This is a genomic window from Pseudomonas sp. PA1(2017), from assembly GCF_001945375.1.
Taxonomy (GTDB): domain Bacteria; phylum Pseudomonadota; class Gammaproteobacteria; order Pseudomonadales; family Pseudomonadaceae; genus Aquipseudomonas.
On record NZ_MSXU01000009.1, the window covers coordinates 298,302 to 321,139 of the forward strand.

General features: G+C 62.4%; 19 protein-coding genes and 1 pseudogene. 17 read left to right on the plus strand and 3 right to left on the minus strand.

The genetic code is table 11. The features are described 5' to 3' along the window. Positions 1 to 231: 231 nt before the first annotated feature. Positions 232 to 1,608, plus strand: a complete 1,377-nt coding sequence (locus BVH01_RS08480; RefSeq protein ID WP_075929921.1) for an iron-containing redox enzyme family protein — start codon at positions 232 to 234, stop codon at positions 1,606 to 1,608. Positions 1,609 to 1,625: 17 nt separating this feature from the next. Further along, complete coding sequence (locus BVH01_RS08485) at positions 1,626 to 2,582, plus strand: class I SAM-dependent methyltransferase (RefSeq protein WP_075929922.1); 957 nt, start codon at positions 1,626 to 1,628, stop codon at positions 2,580 to 2,582. Between the two features lie 45 nt (positions 2,583 to 2,627). On the opposite strand, the gene dapC is transcribed toward BVH01_RS08485, so the two are convergent. Continuing rightward, the gene (gene dapC / locus BVH01_RS08490) at positions 2,628 to 3,824 is read right to left on the minus strand and encodes a succinyldiaminopimelate transaminase (protein ID WP_075929923.1); all 1,197 of its coding nucleotides are present in this window, start codon (positions 3,822 to 3,824) and stop codon (positions 2,628 to 2,630) included. Between the two features lie 375 nt (positions 3,825 to 4,199). On the opposite strand from dapC, the pseudogene BVH01_RS25165 reads away from it, so the two are divergent. Both BVH01_RS25165 and BVH01_RS25170 read left to right on the plus strand, forming a co-directional pair. Next, positions 4,200 to 5,207: pseudogene (locus tag BVH01_RS25165) on the plus strand (cache domain-containing protein); the annotation flags it as partial. Between the two features lie 90 nt (positions 5,208 to 5,297). After that, positions 5,298 to 6,062, plus strand: coding sequence for a methyl-accepting chemotaxis protein (locus BVH01_RS25170; RefSeq protein ID WP_371915295.1), 765 nt, complete (start codon positions 5,298 to 5,300; stop codon positions 6,060 to 6,062). Positions 6,063 to 6,233: 171 nt separating this feature from the next. Here the strand turns inward: BVH01_RS25170 and BVH01_RS08500 are convergent, their stop codons facing one another. Next, on the minus strand, positions 6,234 to 8,930 hold the full coding sequence (locus BVH01_RS08500) for a [protein-PII] uridylyltransferase (RefSeq protein ID WP_075929925.1): 2,697 nt from the start codon (positions 8,928 to 8,930) through the stop codon (positions 6,234 to 6,236). 37 nt (positions 8,931 to 8,967) lie between these two features. Further along, positions 8,968 to 9,768, minus strand: a complete 801-nt coding sequence (map, locus tag BVH01_RS08505; protein ID WP_075929926.1) for a type I methionyl aminopeptidase — start codon at positions 9,766 to 9,768, stop codon at positions 8,968 to 8,970. Between the two features lie 263 nt (positions 9,769 to 10,031). Here map and rpsB point away from each other — a divergent pair, with 263 nt between their 5' ends. The 13 genes from rpsB (at position 10,032) to lpxA (ending at position 22,838) form a co-directional block, all read left to right on the plus strand. Continuing rightward, positions 10,032 to 10,775, plus strand: coding sequence for a 30S ribosomal protein S2 (gene rpsB / locus BVH01_RS08510; protein WP_075929927.1), 744 nt, complete (start codon positions 10,032 to 10,034; stop codon positions 10,773 to 10,775). A 128-nt stretch (positions 10,776 to 10,903) separates the two neighbouring features. Continuing rightward, positions 10,904 to 11,767 carry a translation elongation factor Ts gene (gene tsf, locus BVH01_RS08515; RefSeq protein WP_070884114.1) on the plus strand — a complete coding sequence of 288 codons (864 nt, stop codon included), beginning with the start codon at positions 10,904 to 10,906 and terminating at the stop codon, positions 11,765 to 11,767. Positions 11,768 to 12,100: 333 nt separating this feature from the next. Beyond that, on the plus strand, positions 12,101 to 12,844 hold the full coding sequence (pyrH, locus tag BVH01_RS08520; RefSeq protein ID WP_013792516.1) for a UMP kinase: 744 nt from the start codon (positions 12,101 to 12,103) through the stop codon (positions 12,842 to 12,844). Beyond that, positions 12,841 to 13,398, plus strand: coding sequence for a ribosome recycling factor (gene frr, locus BVH01_RS08525; RefSeq protein WP_075929928.1), 558 nt, complete (start codon positions 12,841 to 12,843; stop codon positions 13,396 to 13,398). Before pyrH ends, frr begins: the two co-directional genes overlap by 4 nt. 16 nt (positions 13,399 to 13,414) lie before the next feature. Continuing rightward, positions 13,415 to 14,179 carry a polyprenyl diphosphate synthase gene (gene uppS / locus BVH01_RS08530; protein ID WP_075929929.1) on the plus strand — a complete coding sequence of 255 codons (765 nt, stop codon included), beginning with the start codon at positions 13,415 to 13,417 and terminating at the stop codon, positions 14,177 to 14,179. Next, positions 14,179 to 14,994 (plus strand): phosphatidate cytidylyltransferase, encoded by an 816-nt coding sequence (locus tag BVH01_RS08535; protein ID WP_075929930.1) that lies wholly within the window; start codon positions 14,179 to 14,181, stop codon positions 14,992 to 14,994. The genes uppS and BVH01_RS08535 overlap by 1 nt, the downstream gene beginning before the upstream one ends. Next, positions 14,991 to 16,184 (plus strand): 1-deoxy-D-xylulose-5-phosphate reductoisomerase, encoded by a 1,194-nt coding sequence (gene ispC, locus BVH01_RS08540; protein ID WP_075929931.1) that lies wholly within the window; start codon positions 14,991 to 14,993, stop codon positions 16,182 to 16,184. Before BVH01_RS08535 ends, ispC begins: the two co-directional genes overlap by 4 nt. Continuing rightward, complete coding sequence (gene rseP, locus BVH01_RS08545; RefSeq protein WP_075929932.1) at positions 16,181 to 17,533, plus strand: RIP metalloprotease RseP; 1,353 nt, start codon at positions 16,181 to 16,183, stop codon at positions 17,531 to 17,533. Before ispC ends, rseP begins: the two co-directional genes overlap by 4 nt. 73 nt (positions 17,534 to 17,606) lie before the next feature. Then, positions 17,607 to 19,967, plus strand: a complete 2,361-nt coding sequence (gene bamA, locus BVH01_RS08550; RefSeq protein ID WP_075929933.1) for an outer membrane protein assembly factor BamA — start codon at positions 17,607 to 17,609, stop codon at positions 19,965 to 19,967. 48 nt (positions 19,968 to 20,015) lie between these two features. After that, a complete protein-coding gene (locus BVH01_RS08555; RefSeq protein ID WP_075929934.1) occupies positions 20,016 to 20,519 on the plus strand; it encodes an OmpH family outer membrane protein in 504 nt (167 codons plus the stop codon). Then, positions 20,519 to 21,580 (plus strand): UDP-3-O-(3-hydroxymyristoyl)glucosamine N-acyltransferase, encoded by a 1,062-nt coding sequence (lpxD, locus tag BVH01_RS08560; RefSeq protein WP_139315640.1) that lies wholly within the window; start codon positions 20,519 to 20,521, stop codon positions 21,578 to 21,580. Before BVH01_RS08555 ends, lpxD begins: the two co-directional genes overlap by 1 nt. Positions 21,581 to 21,624: 44 nt before the next feature. Continuing rightward, complete coding sequence (fabZ, locus tag BVH01_RS08565; RefSeq protein ID WP_013792507.1) at positions 21,625 to 22,065, plus strand: 3-hydroxyacyl-ACP dehydratase FabZ; 441 nt, start codon at positions 21,625 to 21,627, stop codon at positions 22,063 to 22,065. Next, positions 22,062 to 22,838, plus strand: a complete 777-nt coding sequence (lpxA, locus tag BVH01_RS08570) for an acyl-ACP--UDP-N-acetylglucosamine O-acyltransferase (protein WP_075929935.1) — start codon at positions 22,062 to 22,064, stop codon at positions 22,836 to 22,838. The genes fabZ and lpxA overlap by 4 nt, the downstream gene beginning before the upstream one ends.

Here is a 22,838-nt window from a genome sequence, read left to right on the forward strand (position 1 = left end):
CTACCAATCTCCAGAAAACCTGATGATGAAGCCAGGCGAGCGTTGCTCGGCCTGGCTTTTTCGTGCCTGAGGCAATGGGTTAGCTGCCGCTGATCCTTCAGGTTGAATCTTTTAACGCGCGCCATTCTCCCTATTCCATAAGGCCATGGCGCGTCGCCGGCCATTCCAAGAATCGTTTGAGCGCCACTTCGTTTCACGGCGCCTCCGAACTGCCCACGCAAGGCCCCGACCATGACGACTTTGATGCCGATTTTCACCACGCCAAGCCAGCGCTGCAATTTTCTCCAGGCCGGCCCGGCACGCGTGCTGTACGAGCGACTGATGCAGCCCGAACTGGACGAGGGGGCGTTAGGCGAGGCGCGCAGCTTTCTGGATGGCCAGCTGGCCAAGACCCAGGAGCTGCCTTGTGACGTTCCCACCCAGCCCGAGGCGCTGCTCGACTGGATGCGTACCGCCGCCCAGCGCACCACCGAGGCCTATGGGCAGTATCTGCAGGCGCGACGCCAGGGGGCGCCACGGCGTTATTTTCATAATCGCGCCCATGCCCTGTATTTTCTACGCCATGTCGCGCCCACCAAACTGGTCGACGGCGCCTGGCTATACGGGCTGTTGCGGCATTGGCAGGAGCAGCGCCTGCGGCCGTTGCTACGCACTTATCTCGAAGAACTGGGCGACGGCGTTCCCGTCATGAACCATGTTGTGCTGTACAAGCAGCTGCTGGCCCAGCACGGTTGCGACGAGTTGGCCGAACTGGAAGACGGGCATTTTCTGCAGGGTGCCCAGCAACTGGCGCTCGGTCATCTGGCCGATGATTACCTGCCTGAAGTGATCGGCTACAACCTGGGCTACGAGCAGTTGCCACTGCATCTGCTGATCACCAGCTATGAGCTGACCGAGCTGGATATCGACCCCTATTATTTCCAGCTGCACGTGACCATCGACAACGCCAGCACCGGCCATGCACAGAAAGCCGTGCACGCCGTGCTGGAGAATCTGCCGCTGGTCGGCGATCGCGAGGACTTCTACCGCCGCGTGATCCGCGGCTATCAGCTCAACGAGCTGGGCATCGGCTCTACGGCAGTGATCGCCGCTTTCGATCTCGAGGACGAAGTCTGCGCCATGCTCGAGCGCAAGCGTGAAGTGGCTACCCAGGTGCACTCCGATTACTGCCGAATCGAGGGGCGTACCGTCAACGAATGGCTCAGCGAGCCCGGCCAGGTGCGCGCCTTTCTCGAGGCACTTCAGAAGCGTGGCTGGATTCGCCGTGATGAAGACCCCCAGAACAGTCGTTTCTGGCAATTGGTGCAGGGCGATCGCGCGGCCATGTTCGGGGTGTTCAGCAGCTACGAACAGCAATTGCTGCACGACTGGATCGCTGATAGCTGGGCACCCGCACGGGGTCGTGGTCGGCCGCGTCGCCGCCCGGCAGCGGCCAGCACCGAGCAGGCCGGGGGCCTGGATGATGAAGCGCAGGCGCTGCACGCCGCACTTCGGGCTCTGCCGCCTCAGCAGGAGGCCAGCAAGCTGATCGGGCTGATGTCGCCCGCCAGCCACTTCACGCCGGCAGGCTTGCTGGCCACACGGCTGTTCAACGCTTATCTCCAATAACCATGTCCGGGGCATCGATGCATAGCGAGCAGAACACCGCACAACAGCAGGCGCTTTTGAGCCTTGGTCAGGCCCTCGGGCAACAGGGCTATCGATTCACCACCGGCACGCCGTTGACCCACGAGCGGGTCAACGCCCGTGCCGAAAACCGGCAGGCGCAGGCTCTGGCAGGTGTGTTCGGATGGAGCAGGCCGTTCGAGGCACAGGTGGTGGGTGGCGAGTTGCTCGAGCTGATGCGCGTGGGCGGCGTCTTGCAGCCGCAGGGCCATCAGCTGTCCAGCGCAGTACGTTGGTCAAGCCTCGGTGACAATCTGTTCGTGCATTCGGGTTACCCGACCGTACAGGCCGACGCCGTGTTCTTCGGGCCGGATACGTATCGCTTCGTGCGCGCCATCGACGCCTTTCTCGCCACGCCCTCGACTGCGACCGTATCGCGGGCCGTGGATATCTGCTGCGGCGCAGGGCCGGGCGCCCTGTGCATCGCCCAGGCGAGGCCCGCCGCCGAGGTGCTGGCGGTGGACATCAACCCGCGGGCGCTGGAATTCACCCGAATCAATACAGCGCTGGCCGGGGTGGACAACGTCGAGGCGCAATACAGCGATCTGTTGAAAAACGTCGACGGCCAGTTCGACCTGATCGTCGCCAATCCGCCCTACATGCTCGATGCCGACAGCCGTGCCTATCGCGATGGCGGTGGTGAATTGGGCGCCGGGCTTTCCAAGGCGATCGTCGAAGCATCGATTGGCCGCTTGGCACCAGGTGGCAGCCTGTTGCTGTACACCGGCGTGGCGATGACCGCGGCAGGCGACCCATTTCTGGCTTATATCGAGCGCACCCTGGGCGATGCGTCGCTGGCCTGGCGTTACGAAGAAGTGGATCCGGACGTGTTCGGCGAGGAATTGCTCAAGCCCGGCTACGAGCAGGTCGAGCGCATTGCGGCGGTGGTGCTGACCGTCACCCGTACGGCAGGTTGACGACGTGGCGCTGAGGGCTTTCGCTTGCCCTCAGCGCCCCACGCATCAGGTGTTTTCGATGAAGCGGCGAATGCGCTGCGCCGCTTCCACGCATTCCGCCAATGGTGCGACCAGCGCCATGCGCACGCGCCCGGCGCCCGGGTTGAAGCCATCCACGTCGCGCGATAGGTACGAGCCCGGCACAACGGTGACGTGTTCCTTGGCGAACAGCGCGCGGGTGAATTCGGCATCATCGCCTGGTGTCCTGGCCCACAGGTAGAAGCCCCCGTCAGGGCGCTGCACGTCCATCACGCCTTCGAGGATCGCCAGCACGGCATCGAATTTTTCGCGGTACAGGTCGCGGTTGGCGCGCACGTGCGCCTCGTCCTGCCAGGCTGCGATGCTGGCCAACTGGGTTTGCACCGGCATGGCGCAGCCATGGTAGGTGCGGTACAGCAGGAAGGCCTTGAGAATCTCCGCATCACCGGCCACGAACCCCGAGCGCAGGCCCGGCAGGTTGGAGCGCTTGGACAGGCTGTGGAACACCACGCAACGTTTGAAATCGCTGCGGCCCAGCTCCGCGCAGGCAGTCAGCAGGCCGGCAGGTGGATTTTGCTCATCGAAATACAGCTCGCTGTAGCACTCGTCGGCGGCAATCACGAAGTCGTACTGGTCGGCCAGGGCGATCAGCTTCTTCAGGGTCTCCAGCGGGATCAGGGCGCCAGTCGGGTTGCCCGGCGAGCATAGGAAGAGAATCTGGCAGCGTTGCCAGACGTCGGGCGCCACGGCATCGAAGTCCGGGTTGAAGCCATGTTCCTGCAGGCACGGCAGGTAATGGGGCTGGGTGCCGGCGAGCAGGGCTGCGCCTTCGTAGATCTGGTAGAACGGATTGGGGCTGACCACCAGGCCGTCCACATCGCGCTGCGCTACGGTCTGGGTAAAGGCGAACAGCGCTTCGCGAGTGCCGTTGACCGGCAGCACGTGGCGGGCGGCGTCCAGCCAGCCGGCCGGTACCTTGAAGCGTCGCTCGCACCAGGCGGCGATGGCTTCGCGCAATGCCGCAATACCCAGGGTGGTCGGGTAGACCGCCATCTGGTCGAGGTTGTCGGTCAGGGCCTGGGCGACGAAAGCAGGCGAACGGTGCTTGGGTTCGCCGATCGACAGGGCGATGGGCGAGCGATCCGCAGCGGGGGCGACGCCGGCGAGCAGGGCACGCAGTTTCTCGAAGGGGTAGGGCTGCAGCTGGGCGAGGGCGTGGTTCATGATGATCCGACGGGTCCTTTGTGAGGCGACGACAAAGTTGTCGACACTAGCACGTGGGCCGGCCGAGGAAAATTGCTTATCGGTGCGACAGGCGTTTACCGGCCGATGGAGTCGTAAACACGCGGCGAGTCGCCTGGTAGCAGGCAATGGATTGGCAGCTATCGATCCGGGCGGAATTGGTCAGCGAAAACGCGCGTGCGGCGCTCAAGAGCGCGCTTTCCCGTCGCCATTATTTTGGCTGACGCGGTGGTCAGATTTTTCATCAGACACGCTAAAGACGCACCGCTTCGGGTCGATAGCCTGTGGGTAATCCCTCCCGGCATCCCTTTCAGCGAGAGCTCCTTCATGCGCACCCTCAAATTCAGCCACAAGATCATGCTGGCTGCTTCCCTGGTGGTCATTGCGGCCTTCGCATCCTTCGCGCTGTACAACGACTACCTGCAGCGCACGTCGATTCGCGACAACCTGGCCAACTACCTCAACGATGTTGGCCAGGTTTCCACCGGCAACATCCAGCACTGGCTCTCCGGGCGCATGCAGTTGCTCGACAATCTGGCCGAGTCGGTGCAGGACGACAGCTCGCCAGCGCCGCTGGCCAGAAACCTGCAGCACCGCAGCGTCGCCTCGGCTTTTCTGTATGCCTACTACGGCCAGAACGACGGCACCTACACCCAGTTTCCGCCCAGCGAGCTGCCGGCCGGCTACGATCCGCGTCAGCGCCCCTGGTACAAAAGTGCCGCGGGCAGCAGTGGCCCGGGCCTGACCGAGCCCTACCTGGCAGCCGACCCGCGTGACGGCCTGCTGATCACCATCACCCGTCCGGTCAGCGTCGGCGGCACGCTGCAAGGCGTGGTCGGCGGTGACCTCAAGCTGCAGACCATCGACGACATCCTCAACTCCTTCGACCTGGGCGGCATGGGGTATGCCTTCCTCGTCGACGACAAGGGCACGGTGTTCGTTCACCCGGACAAGAGCCTGGTGCTGAAGAAACTCGCCGACCTGTTCCCGAGCGGTGCGCCGCGCCTGGAGCCCGGCCTGCAGGACGTTTCGGCTGCCGACGGCAGTGCGCGCATCGTCACCTTCCTGCCGGTGCAGGGCCTGGCAGGCGTGCGCTGGTACGTCGGCCTGTCGGTCGACGAGGGCAAGGCGTTCGCGGCGCTGCATGAGTTCCGCATCTCGGCGCTGACCTCCACGGTCATCGGGGTGATCGCCATCCTGCTGCTGCTCGGCGCCCTGATCCGCATCCTGCTGCGCCCGCTGCACGTGATGAGCCATGCCATGAGCGGCATCGCCGAGGGCGAGGGCGATCTGACCCAGCGCTTGAAGATCGACTCGGGCGACGAATTCGGCGAACTGGCCGGGGCCTTCAACCGTTTCGTCGAACGCATCCACGAGTCGATCCGCGAGGTAGCGTCGGCCACCCGCGAGGTGCATGCCCGGGTCAGCACCGTGGTGCAGGCATCCAACGCGTCCATGGGCAACTCCAGCGAGCAGGCCGCGCGCACCGACAGCGTTGCTGCGGCGATCAACGAGCTTGGCGCCGCTGCCCAGGAAATCGCCCGCAACGCCGCCGATGCGTCGGTGCAGGCCAGCGAGGCGCGTCGCGATGCCGAAGAAGGTCAGGGCATGGTCGAGCGCACCCTGGGTTCGATGGGCGACCTGTCGGACAAGATCCAGGCATCGGGCAGCCATATCGAACTGCTGAGCGAGAAGAGCAACGACATTGGCCAGATCCTCGATGTCATCAAAGGCATTTCCGAGCAGACCAACCTGCTGGCGCTCAACGCGGCCATCGAAGCGGCGCGCGCCGGCGAGGCGGGCCGCGGTTTCGCCGTGGTGGCCGACGAAGTGCGCAACCTGGCCCAGCGTACGCAAAGCTCGGCACAGGAAATCCAGCAGATGATCGAGCAGTTGCAGGCCGGGGCCCGCGACGCCGTGGCGACCATGGGCGAGAGCCGCCGCTTCAGCGACGACAGCGTGCGCATCGGCGGCCAGGCCGGTGAGAACCTGCGTGGCGTGACCCGTCGAATCGGCGAGATCGATGGCATGAACCAGTCCGTGGCCACCGCCACCGAAGAGCAGACCTCGGTGATCGAAAGCCTGAACATGGACATCACCGAGATCAACACGCTGAACCAGGATGGAGTACGCAACCTGCAGGCCAGCCTGAGTGCCTGTACCGAGCTGGATCAGCAGGTCGGGCGGCTCAAGCAACTGGTGGACAGCTTCCGGATCTGATCTGGTGACCACCGGGCTCGCGCCGCGCTCGGTGCAAATGCCCTCGTGTAGGAGCAGCGCCCCCGCGGCGAATGGCGGCCATGTCGCTGCTCCTGCTCAATGACCTGGTATCCATTCGCGCCGAGGGCGACGCTCCCACACTGAAGTGTGCGGCGGGCGCCGCTCCTGTCGTCAGATGCTGATCTGTAACGGACTGGTGCTGCTGGTCGCTGATAGCTTGGTGATGATGGTCTGTTGAAGGCGCGCGCACAGCTCGGGGTCGGACAGCGGCTGGTTGTTGGCGTCGGTGACGAAGAACACGTCTTCCACGCGCTCGCCCAGGGTGGCGATCTTGGCGTTTTGCACCGACAGGTCGAAGTCCAGGAAGATGCGCCCGATCTTGGCCAGCAGGCCTGGGCGATCCGGCGCGGTCAGTTCCACCACGGTGACCGGCCGCTGGGCATCGTTGTGAATGGTCACCTGAGGCGCGAAGGCGAAGTGCTTGAGCTGGCGCGGGACACGGCGCTGGATGATGTTCGGATACTCGTCCGGGTGCATCAGGGTATCGACCAGGCTCTGGCGGATTTGCTGGATGCGCTTGGGATTGTCACCGATCGAGCCGCCTTCTGCTTCGAGCACGATGTAGGTGTCGAGGGTGAACTGGCTGGTTGACGTGAGAATCCGCGCGTCGTGGATGTTCAGGTTCAGCTGCGCCATGGCCGCCACCGTTACCGCGAAGAAATCGTGCTGATCCGGTGCGTAGATGAAGATCTGCGTGCCGCCTTCGAACTCGCGCTGGGTGGTTTCCTTGATGAGTACCAGTGGCCCGCCATCGTCCGGGTGCTGGAGGATCGCGTCGGTGTGCCAGGCCACGTCGCTGGCGGTGTGGCGCAGGAAGTAGTCATCACCCAGCTGCGACCACAGCTGCTCGACGTCATCCGGGTCAGTGCCACCATTGACCAGGGTGTCGAGCGCGGCGCTTTGGGTCAGGCGGATCTGTTCCTCGCGTTCCACCGGGTTTTCCAGGCCACGGCGCAGGGCGCGCTTGGTTTCGGTGTAAAGCTGGCGCATCAGGCTGGCGCGCCAGGAGTTCCACAGTGTCGGGTTGGTGGCGTTGATGTCCGCCACGGTGAGCACGTAGAGGTAATCCAGATGCGTCTGGTCGCCCACGAAGGCGGCGAAGTCGTTGATCACCTGCGGGTCGGACAGGTCCTTGCGCTGGGCGGTGGTCGACATTGCCAGGTGATTCTGCACCAACCAGACGATCAGTCCGGTGTCCCAGGCGGGCAGGTGATGGCGCTGGCCAAAGGCTTCGGCGTCCAGGGCGCCGAGCTCCGAATGGTCACCGCCGCGGCCCTTGCCGATGTCATGATAAAGCCCGGCCAGGTAGATCAGCTCGGGTTTGGGCAACTTGTCGATGAGCTGGCTGGCCAGCGGAAACTTCTCCGCCAGCTCCGGCCACTTGAACTTGCGCAGGTGCTTGATCAGGTTGAGGGTGTGGGCGTCGACCGTATAGATGTGGAACAGGTCGTGCTGCATCTGCCCGACGATATGGCCGAATTCGGGCAGGTAGCGCCCCAGAATGCCGTAGCGGTTCATGCGCCGCAGGTTGCGGTGGATGCCCTGTTCGCACTTGAACAGCTCGATGAACAGGCTGGTGTTGCGGATATCGCGGCGGAACTCGTCGTCGATCAGGTAACGATGGTCGCGTAGCAGGCGGATGGTATCGGCACACACGCCATTGAGCTCTGGATGCTGGGCCATCAGCACGAAGATCTCGATGATGGCGAACGGCGTGCGCTTGAAGACGTTGGCGTGGGTCACTTCGATGTAGCCGTCGCGCACCTGGAAACGGCTGTTCAGGGGCTTGGCCGGCGTGCTGTCGCCGGCGCGGAGGATTTCTTCCTCGAAGTGCTGGTTGATCAGGTCGCTCAGCTCGGCAATGGCCATCACCACGCGGTAGTACTTCTGCATGAAGCGCTCGATGGTGCGCTTGGTGTCGCTTTCGTTGTAGCCCAGCAGTTCGGCGACCTTGCTCTGGTGATCGAACAGCAGCCGGTCCTCGGCACGTCCGGCGAGCATGTGCAGGGCATAGCGCACCTTCCAGAGAAACTCCTGGGAGGAGGCGAGCAGGGCGTATTCGCTTTCCAGCAGGAAGCCCTGGCCGACCATGGCGTGCAGGTTGAGGGTGCCGAAGTGCCGCCGCGCCACCCACAGGATGGTCTGGATATCGCGCAAACCGCCCGGCGAGCCCTTCACGTTGGGCTCCAGGTTGTACTCGGTGTCGTTGTACTTGGCATGGCGGGCCTTCTGTTCCTCGCGCTTGGCCAGGTAAAACGCCTTGCTCGGCCACATGTGGGCGGTAGAGGTCGCTTCCTGCATGCGCTCGCGCAGGTGTTCGGGCCCGGCGATGGTGCGGCTTTCCATCAGGTTGGTGATGACGGTCAGGTCGGCGCGGGCCTCGATGCCGCACTCGGCCACCGAACGCACGCTCTGGCCGACCTCCAGGCCGATGTCCCAGAGCAGGGTGAGAAAGCCTTCGATGGGCTCGCGGAAGGTTTCCTGATCGTCGCCGCCGAGCAGGATCAGCAAGTCGATATCGGAATAGGGGTGCAGTTCGCCACGGCCATAGCCGCCCACCGCCAGCAGGGCGATTTCCGCTTCGCTGCTCCAGGTGAACCGGTTCCAGGCTTCGAGCAGGATCTGGTCGGTGAAGCGCGCGCGATCCTCGACCAGGCGGCGCACGTCACGGTTGTCGCGAAAGCGCGCATCGAGCACCTCGTGGGCGCGACGGATGGCTTTCTTGAAGGCGCCGATGGGGCTGGACTTGAGGGCCAGTTCCGCCTGGAACTGGCCGCGATCGAACAATTCGGCGTCTAGCAGCGACATGCGGCGGCCTTCCTTCATCTATAGGTGGGGGCTCGTATCAGGCTGAGGTGCGGGCGATGGTGTCGTCGCTGCGCAGGGTGAAGATCTCGTAGCCGTCGGCGGTGACCAACAGGGTGTGCTCCCATTGGGCGGACAGCTTGCGATCCTTGGTGATCGCGGTCCAGCCGTCGCCCAGTACACGGGTTTCCGGGCGGCCCTGGTTGATCATCGGCTCGATGGTGAAGGTCATGCCTTCCTTGAGCTCCATGCCGGTGCCCGCGCGGCCGTAGTGCAGTACTTGCGGGTCTTCGTGGAACACAGAACCGATGCCGTGGCCACAGAACTCGCGAACCACCGAGAAACCGTTCTTCTCGGCGTGCTTCTGGATCACTTCGCCGATGTCGCCGAGGCGCGCGCCAGGGCGAACCGCTTCGATGCCTTTATAGAGGCATTCCTGGGTGACGCGCGACAGGCGCTCGGCCCACTCCGGCACCTTGCCGACGTGGAACATGCGGCTGGTATCACCGTAGTAGCCGTCCTTGATCACGGTGATGTCGATGTTCATCACATCACCTTCCTTGAGCGGCTTGTCGTTGGGAATGCCGTGGCACACCACGTGGTTGAGCGAAGTGCAGATGGATTTCGGAAAGCCTGGGCGACCCGGTGCCGCGCCGTAGTTGAGCGGGGCGGGGATGGCCTTCTGCACGTCGACGATATAATTGTGGCAGATGGTATTGAGTTCGTCCGTGGTGATGCCGGGTTTGACATGCTCGGCGATCATCTCCAGCACGTCGGCGGCCAGGCGACCGGCGATGCGCATTTTCTCGATTTCGTCGGGCGTCTTGAGGGTGACGGTCATGGTGATCTCGGTAGCTCTGTAAAGGGCAGCATGTTAACAGTTTGCGCCGGTAACCTTGAAGCGCCCGCGCCTTGCGGGGCCGATCATCGATACCGAATGTGCATGTAGCCCAAATCCGGTTTTCATGGTATAAAACGCGCCGCTTTGCGGGGTAGACCCCGAAAGCCTAACCCCACACACGTATCGACACGATTTCCTGGGTGCCCGCAAGGGTTGGAAATTGGGATGCGTGGAGGCCTAACCCGACTTATCAAGGAACTATCATGTCCCAAGTCAATATGCGCGATATGCTGAAGGCCGGTGTGCACTTCGGCCACCAGACCCGTTACTGGAACCCGAAAATGGGCAAGTACATTTTCGGCGCGCGCAACAAGATTCACATCATCAACCTCGAAAAGACCCTGCCGATGTTCAACGACGCGCTGTCGTTCGTTGAAAAGCTGGCTGCTGGCAAGAACAAGATCCTGTTCGTCGGCACCAAGCGTTCCGCTGGCAAGATCGTTCGCGAAGAAGCGGCTCGTTGCAACTCGCCGTTCGTCGATCACCGCTGGTTGGGCGGCATGCTCACCAACTACAAGACCATCCGTGCCTCGATCAAGCGTCTGCGCGATCTGGAAGTACAGTCCCAGGACGGTACCTTCAGCAAGCTGACCAAGAAAGAAGCCCTGATGCGCACCCGTGATCTGGAAAAACTGGATCGCAGTCTGGGTGGTATCAAGGACATGGGCGGTCTGCCGGACGCTCTGTTCGTCATCGACGTCGATCACGAGCGCATCGCGATCACCGAAGCCAACAAACTGGGCATCCCGGTCATCGGCGTTGTCGATACCAACAGCAGCCCGGAAGGCGTTGACTACATCATCCCGGGTAACGACGACGCCATCCGCGCCATCCAGCTGTACATGGGTGCCATGGCCGACGCCGTGATCCGTGGTCGCAGCAACACCGGCGGCGCTACCGAAGAGTTCGTCGAAGAAGCTCCGGCTGCAGAAGCTGCCGAAGGCTAAGCGGTAACGCAGAGCATCTAGTGTTATGCGCTGCGCAAAAAGGGGGCTAGGCCCCCTTTTTGTCACTCAAAGATTTGATCGCCCGCCTTGCGGGTGATGGTTGAAGACCTACCAAGAGGATTTTCAAGATGGCAGAGATTACTGCAGCACTGGTCAAGGAACTGCGCGAGCGTACCGGCCAAGGCATGATGGAGTGCAAGAAGGCCCTGGTTGCCGCTGGTGGCGATATCGAGAAAGCGATCGATGACATGCGCGCTTCGGGCGCCATCAAGGCTGCCAAGAAGGCTGGCAACATCGCTGCTGAAGGTTCCATCGCCGTTCGCGTCGAAGGTAACCGCGGCCTGATCATCGAAGTCAACTCGCAGACCGACTTCCTGGCTCTGCAGGACGACTTCAAGGCCTTCGTCAAGGAAAGCCTGGATGAAGCCTTCGAGAAGAACCTGACCGAAGCCGCTCCGCTGATCGCCTCGCGCGAATCCGCTCGTGAAGCCCTGGTTGCCAAGTGCGGCGAGAACGTCAACATTCGTCGTCTGACCGCTGTTTCCGGTGACACCGTTGGTGCCTACCTGCACGGCCACCGCATCGGCGTTCTGGTCGTCCTGAAGGGCGGCAATGACGAGCTGGCCAAGCACGTTGCCATGCACGTTGCTGCGTCCAATCCGGCCGTTGTTTCCGCCGACCAGGTTTCCGAGGAACTGGTTGCCAAGGAAAAGGAAATCTTCCTGCAGCTGAACGCCGAGAAGATCGCCGGCAAGCCGGAAAACATCGTCGAGAACATGGTCAAGGGCCGTATCGCCAAGTTCCTGGCCGAAGCCAGCCTGGTCGAGCAAGCCTTCATCATGGATCCTGAAGTCAAGGTCGGCGACCTGGTGAAGAAAGCCGGTGCCGAAGTCGTTTCCTTCGTTCGTTACGAAGTGGGCGAGGGCATCGAGAAGGCCGAGACCGACTTCGCTGCCGAAGTTGCTGCTCAGGTTGCTGCCAGCAAGCAGTGATAGCTGTTAGGGTCTGTTGCCGTTTCACGCACGGCCGCGCCGGCGCCCGTTTTGCCGCGAGGCAAGGCACGAGCCGCGAAGTTTGGCTGGCCAAATGAGCCGGCGAGAAACGCAGTATCGCGGCAACGCGGCTCGCGTTGAAATGGCAACAGACCCTCGCTAGCGCCCCAGAAGAGGCTGCCCGCTCACGCGCGCGGCCTCTTTTTCAAAGGGGATTTTTTTCGAAACGATGGTTGGTGCCCGTGGCACTCACGGTCGTGAGCGCTGTCGAAGCGCTCGATATGCGAGCTACTCGGTTCGCAGGTTTTTCTTACGCCGCAGGAGAGAATGGTAATGGCTCAGCAGGTGAGTGGTCGTCAACCGCGCTACAAGCGCATTCTGCTCAAACTCAGCGGCGAGGCCCTGATGGGCTCGGAAGATTTCGGCATCGATCCCAAGGTGCTCGATCGCATGGCGCTGGAAGTCGGCCAGTTGGTCGGTATCGGCGTGCAGGTGGGTGTGGTGATCGGCGGTGGCAACCTGTTCCGTGGTGCAGCGCTGAGCGCCGCCGGTATGGATCGGGTCACCGGTGACCACATGGGCATGCTGGCCACGGTAATGAACGCCCTGGCCATGCGTGACGCCCTGGAGCGCTCGAACATTCCCGCGCTGGTCATGTCGGCCATCTCCATGGTCGGCGTTACCGACCACTACGATCGCCGCAAGGCGATGCGCCATCTGAAAACCGGTGAGGTGGTGATCTTCGCCGCTGGCACTGGTAATCCGTTCTTCACCACCGACTCGGCCGCCTGCTTGCGCGGTATCGAAATCGACGCCGATGTGGTGCTGAAGGCAACCAAGGTGGATGGTGTGTACACTGCCGATCCATTCAAGGATCCGCATGCGGAAAAATTCGATCGCCTCACCTATGACGAGGTGCTGGATCGCAAGCTGGGCGTGATGGACCTGACGGCCATCTGCCTGTGCCGTGATCACAACATGCCGCTGCGTGTTTTCAATATGAACAAGCCGGGTGCCCTGCTCAATGTCGTGGTGGGCGGCGCCGAAGGAACTTTGGTCGAGGAAGGTAAAGAATGATCAACGAAATCAAGAAGGACGCCCAGGTTCGCATGCAGAAGAGCCTGGAATCGCTGGCTCACGCATTCAGCCGCATTCGTACCGGTCAGGCTCACCCCAGCATCCTCGGCGGCGTGATGGTGCCTTACTACGGCGCGGACACCCCGCTGAACCAGGTCGCCAGCGTAACCGTAAAGGATTCGCGCACCCTGCAGGTCGTGGCGTTCGAGCGCAGCATGCTGAGCGCGGTCGACAAGGCCATCCAGAGCTCCGGCCTGGGCTTCAACCCGACCAACCTGGGCGAGCTGCTGCTGGTCACCATGCCGGCCCTGACCGAAGAAACCCGCAAGGGCTTCACCAAGCAGGCCCGTGATGCCGCCGAAGACGCCCGTGTTGCCGTGCGCAACATCCGTCGCGACGCCATGAGCCAGCTCAAGGATCTCGTCAAGGAAAAGGAAATCAGCGAAGACGAAGAGCGTCGCGCTGCTGACGACGTACAGAAGCTGACCGACAAGTTCGTGGCCGAGATCGACGTCGCCGTGAAGCAGAAAGAAGCGGACCTGATGGCCGTCTGACGGCCAGGAAGTCGCCATGGACAATTCCAAAGTCGGTGCCGTGATGGCCGTTCCACGGCACGTGGCGATCATTATGGATGGTAACAACCGCTGGGCGCGCAAGCGCCTGCTGCCCGGTGTGGCCGGGCACAAGGCGGGCGTCGATGCGGTAAGAGCGGTCATCGAGGTCTGCGCCGATTCGGGCGTGGAAGTGCTGACCCTGTTCGCTTTCTCCAGCGAGAACTGGCAGCGCCCGGCCGATGAGGTCGGTGCGTTGATGGAGCTGTTCCTCAGCGCTTTGCGTCGCGAGGCACGCAAGCTCGACGAGAACGGCATCAGCCTGCGCATCATCGGCGACCGCTCGCGGTTCCATCCCGAGCTGCAGGCCGCCATGCGCGAAGCCGAAGCGGCGACCGCTGGCGTGGCCGGCGAAAAACGCTTCATCCTGCAGATCGCCGCCAACTACGGCGGTCAGTGGGATATCGCCCAGGCCGCGCAGCGTCTGGCGCGTGAAGTGCAGGGCGGTCATCTGCAACCCGAGGACATCACCCCGCGCCTGCTCCAGGGCTGCCTGGCTACTGGTGAGTTACCGCTGCCGGATCTGTGCATTCGCACGGGCGGCGAACATCGGGTCAGCAATTTCCTGCTCTGGCAGATGGCCTACAGTGAACTGTACTTCTCCGACCTGCTGTGGCCGGACTTCAAGCACGACGCCATGCGCGCAGCGCTGGCCGATTTCGCCAAGCGTCAGCGACGTTTTGGCAAAACCAGTGAACAAGTCGAAGCCGAGGCCCGCGCCTGATGCTCAAGCAACGAATCATTACGGCGCTGATCCTGCTGCCGGTCGCCCTGGCAGGGTTCTTCCTGCTCGAAGGTGGCGCGTTCGCGCTGTTCCTCGCCGTCGTGGTCGTGCTCGGTGCCTGGGAATGGGCCCGTCTGGCGGGCTTCGAAGCTCAGCCGTTGCGTGTCGCTTACGCCGCCCTGGTGGCGGTACTGCTTTATCTGCTTTACAGCGCCCCTGCGCTGGCGCCGTGGCTGCTGGTCGCTGGCGTACTGTGGTGGGCCTTCGCGACCTTTCTGGTGCTCAATTACCCGGATAGCAGCCGCTACTGGGGCGGCCTGCCGGGGCGCTTGGCGATCGGCTTGCTGATTCTGCTGCCGGCCTGGCAAGGACTGGTGGTGATCAAGCAGTGGCAGCTGGCCAACTGGCTGATCCTGGCGGTGATGGCGCTGGTCTGGGTGGCGGACATCGGCGCCTATTTCTCCGGCAAGCGTTTCGGCAAGCGCAAGCTGGCACCGCGGGTCAGCCCCGGCAAAAGCTGGGAAGGCCTGGTCGGTGGCCTGCTGCTGAGTTTGCTGCTGACGGTAGTGGTGGGCTTTTATCGCGATTGGTCGTTCGCGCAGTTTCTTCTCGCGCTGCCGGCCGCTGCGCTGGTGGTGCTGATCTCGGTGGTCGGTGATCTTACCGAGAGCATGTTCAAGCGCCAGTCCGGCATCAAGGACAGCAGCAACCTGCTGCCTGGCCATGGTGGTGTGCTCGACCGCATCGACAGCCTGACGGCGGCGGTTCCCGTATTCGCCATGTTGCTGTGGCTGGCTGACTGGGGCGCATTGTGAGCCAGGTTCAACAGATCACCGTTTTGGGGGCTACCGGTTCAATCGGCCTGAGCACCCTCGACGTCATCGCGCGCCATCCGTCGCGTTACCAGGCATTTGCCCTGACCGCCTTCAGTCGCCTGGCCGAGTTGGAAGCGCTTTGCGTCATCCATCGTCCGCGTTTCGCCGTGGTCGCCGATGCCGTAGCGGCAGCCGATCTGCAAGCGCGCCTGAAGCAGGCTGGGCTGGATACTCGCGTATTGTCTGGCGAGGCCGGATTGTGCGAGGTCGCGGCCCATGCCGAGGTGGACGCCGTGATGGCGGCCATCGTCGGTGCGGCGGGGCTCAAGCCGACCCTGGCGGCTGTCGAAGCTGGCAAGAAGGTGCTGCTCGCCAACAAGGAAGCATTGGTGATGTCCGGCGCGTTGTTCATGCGCGCGGTGCGCCAGAATGGCGCCGTCCTGCTGCCGATCGACAGCGAGCACAATGCGATCTTCCAGTGTCTGCCTCAGGATTACGCGCGCGGTCTGCAGCCGGTCGGCGTGCGACGCATCCTGCTCACCGCTTCCGGCGGGCCGTTCCGTCAGTCCTCACCCGAGGCGCTGCATGCGGTAACGCCCGAGCAGGCCTGTGCCCACCCTAACTGGTCGATGGGTCGCAAGATTTCAGTCGACTCGGCCAGCATGATGAACAAGGGTCTGGAACTGATCGAAGCCTGCTGGCTATTCGACGCACGCCCCGAGCAGGTCGAGGTGCTGATCCATCCCCAGAGCGTCATCCATTCCCTGGTCGATTACGTCGACGGCTCGGTGCTCGCCCAGTTGGGCAATCCCGATATGCGCACGCCGATCGCCCACGCTCTGGCCTGGCCGCAGCGTATCGACTCGGGCGTCGCACCGCTGGATCTGCTCGCCGTGGCGCGCCTGGATTTCCAGGCCCCGGACGACGTTCGCTTTCCCTGCCTGCGTCTGGCCCGTGAGGCGGCGGAGGCGGGCGGCAGCGCGCCGGCGATGCTCAATGCCGCGAACGAAGTGGCGGTAGCGGCATTTCTCGAGCGGCGGATTCGCTTTACCGATATCGCGCGTATCATTGGCGGCGTTCTCGAGGCCGAGCCGGTCGTTGCGGTGGATTGCCTCGATACCGTGCTCGAAGCCGACCGCCGTGCGCGGGAGCTGGCCGGGCAGTGGTTGAATCGCGGAGAAGTGGCATGAGCGCACTCTATATGATCGTTGGCACCCTGATCGCGCTTGGGGTGCTGGTGACCTTCCATGAATACGGCCATTTCTGGGTAGCTCGCCGCTGCGGCGTCAAGGTACTGCGTTTCTCCGTGGGTTTCGGCACGCCGCTGGTGCGCTGGCATGATCGCCAGGGCACCGAGTTCGTGATCGCCGCCATCCCACTGGGCGGTTACGTGAAAATGCTCGACGAGCGCGAAGGCGACGTGCCGCCGGAGTTGGTCGAGCAATCGTTCAATCGCAAGACCGTCAAGCAGCGCTTCTCCATCGTGGCTGCGGGCCCGGCGGCCAACTTCGCCTTGGCGCTGGTGTTCTTCTGGCTGGTGGCCATGCTCGGCAGTCAGCAGGTGCGGCCGGTCATCGGCGCTGTGGAGGCGGGGAGCCTTGCTCAGGTTGCCGGCCTGCAGGCGGGTGAGGAAATCGTTGCGGTCAACGGCAAGGCCACCACAGGCTGGTCGGCGGTCAACCTGCAACTGGTGCGCCGTCTCGGTGAAAGTGGTGAGCTGCTGATCACTACGCGACATCCCGATGGTGGTGCCGACACGGCCCATCGCGTCGAACTGGACAACTGGCTGCGCGGCGCCAATGAGCCTGATCCGATCGCCTCGCTGGGCATCCGTCCATGGCGTCCGAGCCTGGCGCCGGTGCTCGCCGAATTCGACCCGCAAGGGCCGGCCCAGGCCGCCGGCCTGCGAATCGGTGATCGCCTGCTGGCGCTGGACGGGCAATCCCTGAGCGATTGGCAGGATCTGGTCGATCGCGTGCGCGGGCTGCCGGGCAAGTCGGTAAGCATCGCCCTGGAGCGTGATGGGCAGCGCCTGGATGTACCCGTGACCCTGGCCTCGAAAGGCGAGGGCGAAGCGGCCACCGGTTACCTCGGCGCCGGCGTGGCACCGGCACAATGGCCGGCGCAGATGCTTCGCGAAATCAGCTATGGGCCACTCGAGGCGGTCAGTGAGGCGGGCGCGCGAACCTGGACGATGAGCCTGCTGACCCTCGATTCATTGAAGAAAATGCTCTTCGGTGAGCTCTCGGTAAAAAACTTGAGCGGGCCGATAACCATTGCTAAAGTGGCGGGCGCTTCGGCCGAGTCGGGCCTTGGGGACTTTTTGAATTTCCTCGCCTACCTGAGTATCAGCCTCGGCGTTCTCAATTTGCTGCCCATCCCGGTTCTGGATGGCGGACATCTGCTTTATTACCTGGTCGAGTGGGTGCGAGGCCGCCCACTGTCCGAACGGGTGCAGGGTTGGGGGATGCAGATTGGTATCAGCCTGGTGATCGGGGTGATGCTGTTGGCTCTGGTCAACGACCTTGGTCGCCTGTGAGCTCAGCTGAATTATATATCTTTCGTCTCGAACGACTGATTTCTTATCGTTAGTTGGAATAAGAAAGGACTTCATGAAACGTCTGCTGCTACCTGCGGTTCTTTCCGCATTGATGATCGCCGAAGTTCACGCCGAGTCCTTCACCATCTCCGATATTCGCGTTAACGGCCTGCAGCGCGTGTCCGCGGGCAGCCTGTTTGGCGCACTGCCCCTGAACGTCGGCGAGTCGGCCGATGATCGCACGCTCACCGAAGCGACGCGCGAACTGTTCAAGACCGGCTTCTTCCAGGACATTCAACTGGGCCGCGACGGTAACGTTCTGGTCATTACCGTGGTCGAGCGCCCGTCGATCTCCAGCATCGAGATCGAAGGCAACAAGGCCATCAGCAGCGATGATCTGCTCAAGGGGCTGAACCAGTCCGGCCTGGCCGAAGGCGAAATCTTCCAGCGTGCGACCCTCGAAGGTGTGCGTAACGAGCTGCAGCGCCAATATGTGGCCCAGGGCCGTTACTCCGCCGAGATCGATGCCGAAGTGATTCCTCAGCCGCGCAACCGCGTGGCGCTGAAGATCAGTATCAATGAAGGCAGTGTCGCGGCCATTCAGCACATCAACGTGGTCGGCAACAAGGTTTTCTCCGATGAAGACCTGCAGGACCTGTTCGAGCTGAAGACCACCAACTGGCTGTCGTTCTTCCGCAACGACGACAAGTACGCCCGCGAAAAACTCTCCGGTGACCTGGAGCGTTTGCGTTCTTATTACCTGGACCGCGGCTACATCAACATGGATATCACCTCCACCCAGGTATCCATCACGCCGGACAAGAAACACGTCTACATCACCGTCAATATCGATGAAGGCGAGAAGTACACCGTTCGTGACGTGAAGCTGTCCGGCGACCTCAAGGTGCCGGAAGAAGAAGTGCGCGCGTTGCTGCTGGTCAAAGAGGGCCAGGTCTTCTCCCGCAAGGTGATGACCAGCACCAGCGAACTGATCACCCGCCGCCTGGGTAACGAGGGTTACACCTTCGCCAACGTCAACGGCGTGCCCGAGCCGCATAACGACGACAACTCGGTATCGATCACCTTCGTCGTCGATCCGGGCAAGCGTGCCTACGTCAACCGCATCAACTTCCGCGGCAACACCAAGACCGAAGACGAAGTGCTGCGCCGCGAGATGCGTCAGATGGAAGGCGGCTGGGCATCGACCTACCTGATCGACCAGTCGAAGACGCGTCTGGAACGTCTGGGCTTCTTCAAGGAAGTCAACGTCGAAACCCCGCAAGTGCCGGGCACCGACGACCAGGTCGACGTCAACTACAGCGTCGAGGAGCAGGCGTCCGGCTCGATCACCGCGAGCGTGGGTTTCGCCCAGAACGCCGGTCTGATCCTCGGCGGTTCGATCACCCAGAACAACTTCCTGGGTAGCGGTAACCGCGTCAGCCTCGGCCTGACCCGTAGCGAATACCAGAGCCGCTACAACTTTTCGTTCACCGACCCGTACTGGACCGAAGACGGCGTGAGCCTTGGCTACAACGCCTTCTATCGCACCACCGACTACGACGAACTCGATGTCGACGTATCCAGCTACTCGGTCGACAGCCTCGGCGCCGGCATCAACATCGGTTACCCGATCAGCGAGACCGCGCGCCTGACCTACGGCCTGACCGTGCAGCAGGACGAAATCAACACCGGCCGCTACACCGTCGACGAAATCTTCGACTTCACCCGTCAGGAAGGCGAGAAGTATCTCAACTTCAAGGCCTCCGTCGGTTGGTCCGAGTCCACCCTGAACCGTGGCGTACTGGCCAACCGCGGTCATTCCCAGAGCCTGGTCTTCGAGACCACCGTGCCGGGTAGCGACCTGTCGTTCTACAAGCTCGATTATCGCGGCCAGGTCTTCAAGCCGTTGACCGACACCTACACCATGCGCTTCCACACGCAGCTGGGTTACGGTGGCGCCTTCGGTTCGACCGACAAGCTGCCGTTCTACGAGAACTACTACGCTGGTGGCTTCAACTCGGTACGTGGCTTCGAGGACAGCAGCCTGGGCCCACGCAGTACGCCAAGTACCGGTACCAATCCGGGTACGCTGGCTGACCCGGATCAGGATCCGCTGCCGTTCGGTGGTAACGTGTTGATCCAGGGCGGCGCCGAATTGCTGTTCCCGCTGCCGTTCGTCAAGGATCAGCGTTCGCTGCGTACCGCGCTGTTCTGGGACGTGGGTAACGTCTTCGACACCGATTGCAGCGCCGGCCAGAAGCGCCGTGGCGACAGCTGCGACATCGATTTCGGCAACCTGGCCAGCTCGGTGGGTGTTGGCGTTACCTGGATCACGGCACTCGGCCCGCTGAGTTTCAGCCTGGCGATGCCGGTCAAGAAGCCGGACGATGCCGATACCCAGGTATTCCAGTTCTCCCTCGGCCAGACGTTCTAAGCGTCTGCTCACGAATCACCAAGACAGTTTTTCTGCAGGAGTTGCACCGTGCGTAAGTTGACTCAATTGGTTCTGTTAAGCGTCACCATGCTGGCCACTCCGGCCTTCGCGGAAATGAAGGTCGCCGTGCTCAACTACCAGATGGCCCTGCTCGAGTCCGACGCGGCCAAGCGCTACGCCGTCGACGCCGAGAAGAAATTCGGCCCGCAACTGAACAAGCTCAAGACGCTGGAAAGCGACGCAAAGCGCATTCAGGATCGCATCGTCAAAGATGGCGAGAAGATGCAGACCGCCGAGCGCGAGCGTCTCGAGCTGGACTTCAAGCAAAAAGCCCGTGACTTCCAGTTCCAGTCCAAGGAGTTGAACGAAGCCAAGGCCGTTGCCGATCGCGACATGCTCAAGAAGCTCAAACCCAACCTGGACAAGGCCGTTGAAGAAGTCATCAAGAATGGCAACTTCGACCTGGTGCTCGAGCGCGGCGCGGTCATCGATGTCAAACCGCAGTTCGACATCACCCGCCAAGTTATCGAGCGCATGAACCAGATGCGTTGATGATGTCCACACCGGTATTCACGCTCGGCCAGTTGGCCGAGCAGCTGGGCGCCACCTTGCGTGGCGCGGCTGATCAGATGGTCGACGGGCTGGCAACCTTGCAGGATGCCGGCCCGTCTCAGCTGACGTTCCTGTCCAATGCGCAGTATCGCAAGCACCTGGGCAGTTGCCAGGCGGCGGCGGTGCTGCTGACGGCGGCGGATGCGGAAGGCTTCACTGGCAATGCGCTGATTGTCGCCAACCCTTACCTGGCCTACGCGTCGCTGTCCCACCTGTTCGATCGCAAGCCTAAGGCTGCGCCGGGTGTTCACCCGACGGCCGTGGTCGCCGGCGATGCGCAGGTCGACCCGAGCGCCGCGATTGGTCCGTACGCGGTGATCGAGGCGGGCGCGAAGATCGCTGCCGGTGTCACCGTCGGTGCCCATTGCGTGGTCGGTGCGCGCTCCGAAATCGGTGAGGGCGGCTGGTTGGCGCCGCGGGTCACCCTGTATCACGACGTGCGTATCGGCAAACGTGTGGTTATCCAGTCCGGTGCGGTGATCGGTGGTGAGGGCTTCGGCTTCGCCAACGAGAAGGGCGTCTGGCAGAAGATCGCCCAGATCGGCGGCGTGAGCATCGGTGATGACGTCGAAATCGGCGCCAACACCACCCTCGATCGCGGTGCGCTGTCCGATACGCGTATCGGCAATGGCGTGAAGCTGGATAACCAGATCATGATCGCGCACAACGTACAAGTCGGCGACAACACGGCGATGGCTGCCTGCGTCGGGATTTCCGGCAGCACGTCGATCGGCAAGAACTGTATGATCGCCGGCGGCGTCGGCATGGTCGGTCATATCGATGTGTGTGATGGCGTATTCGTGACCGGCATGACCATGGTCACGCGTTCGATCACCGAGCCCGGTGCCTATTCATCGGGTACCGCCATGCAACCTGCAGCCGAGTGGAAGAAAAGCGTGGCGCGTATCCGCCAGCTGGACGACATGGCGCGGCGTGTGAAGCAGTTGGAAAAACAGCTCGCTGCCGTGACCTCGAGCGGGAATGCCTCATCTGATGCCTGAGCCAATGGCTGGCTCTCTTCTTTTTATTACGGGCTTCTCTGGAAATGATGGAAATCAACGAAATTCGCGAGTACTTGCCGCACCGTTATCCGTTCCTGCTGGTGGATCGGGTCACGGATCTGGATCTTGAAGGCAAGTGCGTTCGTGCCTATAAGAATGTCAGCGTCAACGAGCCATTCTTCAACGGCCATTTTCCCGAGCACCCGATCATGCCGGGCGTTCTCATCATCGAGGCAATGGCTCAGGCGGCCGGTATCCTCGGCTTCAAGATGATGGACGTGAAGCCTGCCGATGGCACGCTCTACTACTTCGTCGGCTCCGATAAGCTACGCTTCCGTCAGCCGGTCGTGCCTGGCGATCAGCTGATCCTCGAGGCCAAGTTCCTCAGCAGCAAGCGCAGCATCTGGAAGTTCGAATGCAAGGCCACGGTCGATGGTAAAGAAGTGTGCTCGGCCGAAATCATCTGTGCGGAACGCAAGTTATGAGTTTGATTGACCCTCGCGCCATCATCGATCCCAGCGCCAAGCTGGCAGACGACGTCGTCGTCGGCCCTTGGTCGATCATTGGGCCCGACGTAGAAATTGGCGAGGGCTGCGTGCTGGGTCCCAATGTGATCATCAAGGGCCCTACCCGGATCGGGAAGCACAACAAGATCTACCAGTTCGCCTCCCTGGGTGAAGACACCCCGGATCGCAAGTACAAGGGCGAGCCTACGCGCCTGGTCATTGGTGATCACAACATCATCCGTGAAGGCGTGACCATGCACCGCGGCACCATTCAGGATCGTGACGAAACCACCATCGGTGACCACAACCTGATCATGGCCTATGCCCATATCGGCCACGACAGCGTGGTCGGCAATCACTGCATTCTGGTCAATAACGTGGCCCTGGCAGGGCACGTGCACATCGGCGACTGGGCGATTCTGTCCGGCTACACCCTGGTGCACCAGTTCTGCCACATCGGCGCGCATGCCTTTGCCGGCATGGGCGCGGCGATCGGCAAGGACGTCCCCGCTTACGTGACGGTATCCGGCAACCCGGCCGAAGCGCGCAGCATGAACTTCGAGGGCCTACGCCGTCGTGGCTTCAGTGCCGAGTCGATGCAGGCGCTGCGCCGTGCCTACAAGATCGTCTACCGCCAGGGCTTCACCATCGAAGAAGCGCTGGTCGAGCTGGAAGAAGTGGCTGCCCAGTTCTCCGAAGTGGCGGTTTTCCGCGATTCGATCCTGACGTCCAGCCGCGGCATTACTCGCTGA

Bases quoted from the DNA above. Each gene is read 5' to 3' on its own strand.
- BVH01_RS08480 (WP_075929921.1), top strand. From the start codon at position 232: ATGACGACTTTGATGCCGATTTTCACCACGCCAAGCCAGCGCTGCAAT.
- BVH01_RS08485 (WP_075929922.1), top strand. From the start codon at position 1,626: ATGCATAGCGAGCAGAACACCGCACAACAGCAGGCGCTTTTGAGCCTT.
- dapC (WP_075929923.1), bottom strand. From the start codon at position 3,824: ATGAACCACGCCCTCGCCCAGCTGCAGCCCTACCCCTTCGAGAAACTG.
- BVH01_RS25170 (WP_371915295.1), top strand. From the start codon at position 5,298: ATGGGCAACTCCAGCGAGCAGGCCGCGCGCACCGACAGCGTTGCTGCG.
- BVH01_RS08500 (WP_075929925.1), bottom strand. From the start codon at position 8,930: ATGTCGCTGCTAGACGCCGAATTGTTCGATCGCGGCCAGTTCCAGGCG.
- map (WP_075929926.1), bottom strand. From the start codon at position 9,768: ATGACCGTCACCCTCAAGACGCCCGACGAAATCGAGAAAATGCGCATC.
- rpsB (WP_075929927.1), top strand. From the start codon at position 10,032: ATGTCCCAAGTCAATATGCGCGATATGCTGAAGGCCGGTGTGCACTTC.
- tsf (WP_070884114.1), top strand. From the start codon at position 10,904: ATGGCAGAGATTACTGCAGCACTGGTCAAGGAACTGCGCGAGCGTACC.
- pyrH (WP_013792516.1), top strand. From the start codon at position 12,101: ATGGCTCAGCAGGTGAGTGGTCGTCAACCGCGCTACAAGCGCATTCTG.
- frr (WP_075929928.1), top strand. From the start codon at position 12,841: ATGATCAACGAAATCAAGAAGGACGCCCAGGTTCGCATGCAGAAGAGC.
- uppS (WP_075929929.1), top strand. From the start codon at position 13,415: ATGGACAATTCCAAAGTCGGTGCCGTGATGGCCGTTCCACGGCACGTG.
- BVH01_RS08535 (WP_075929930.1), top strand. From the start codon at position 14,179: ATGCTCAAGCAACGAATCATTACGGCGCTGATCCTGCTGCCGGTCGCC.
- rseP (WP_075929932.1), top strand. From the start codon at position 16,181: ATGAGCGCACTCTATATGATCGTTGGCACCCTGATCGCGCTTGGGGTG.
- bamA (WP_075929933.1), top strand. From the start codon at position 17,607: ATGAAACGTCTGCTGCTACCTGCGGTTCTTTCCGCATTGATGATCGCC.
- lpxD (WP_139315640.1), top strand. From the start codon at position 20,519: ATGATGTCCACACCGGTATTCACGCTCGGCCAGTTGGCCGAGCAGCTG.
- fabZ (WP_013792507.1), top strand. From the start codon at position 21,625: ATGATGGAAATCAACGAAATTCGCGAGTACTTGCCGCACCGTTATCCG.
- lpxA (WP_075929935.1), top strand. From the start codon at position 22,062: ATGAGTTTGATTGACCCTCGCGCCATCATCGATCCCAGCGCCAAGCTG.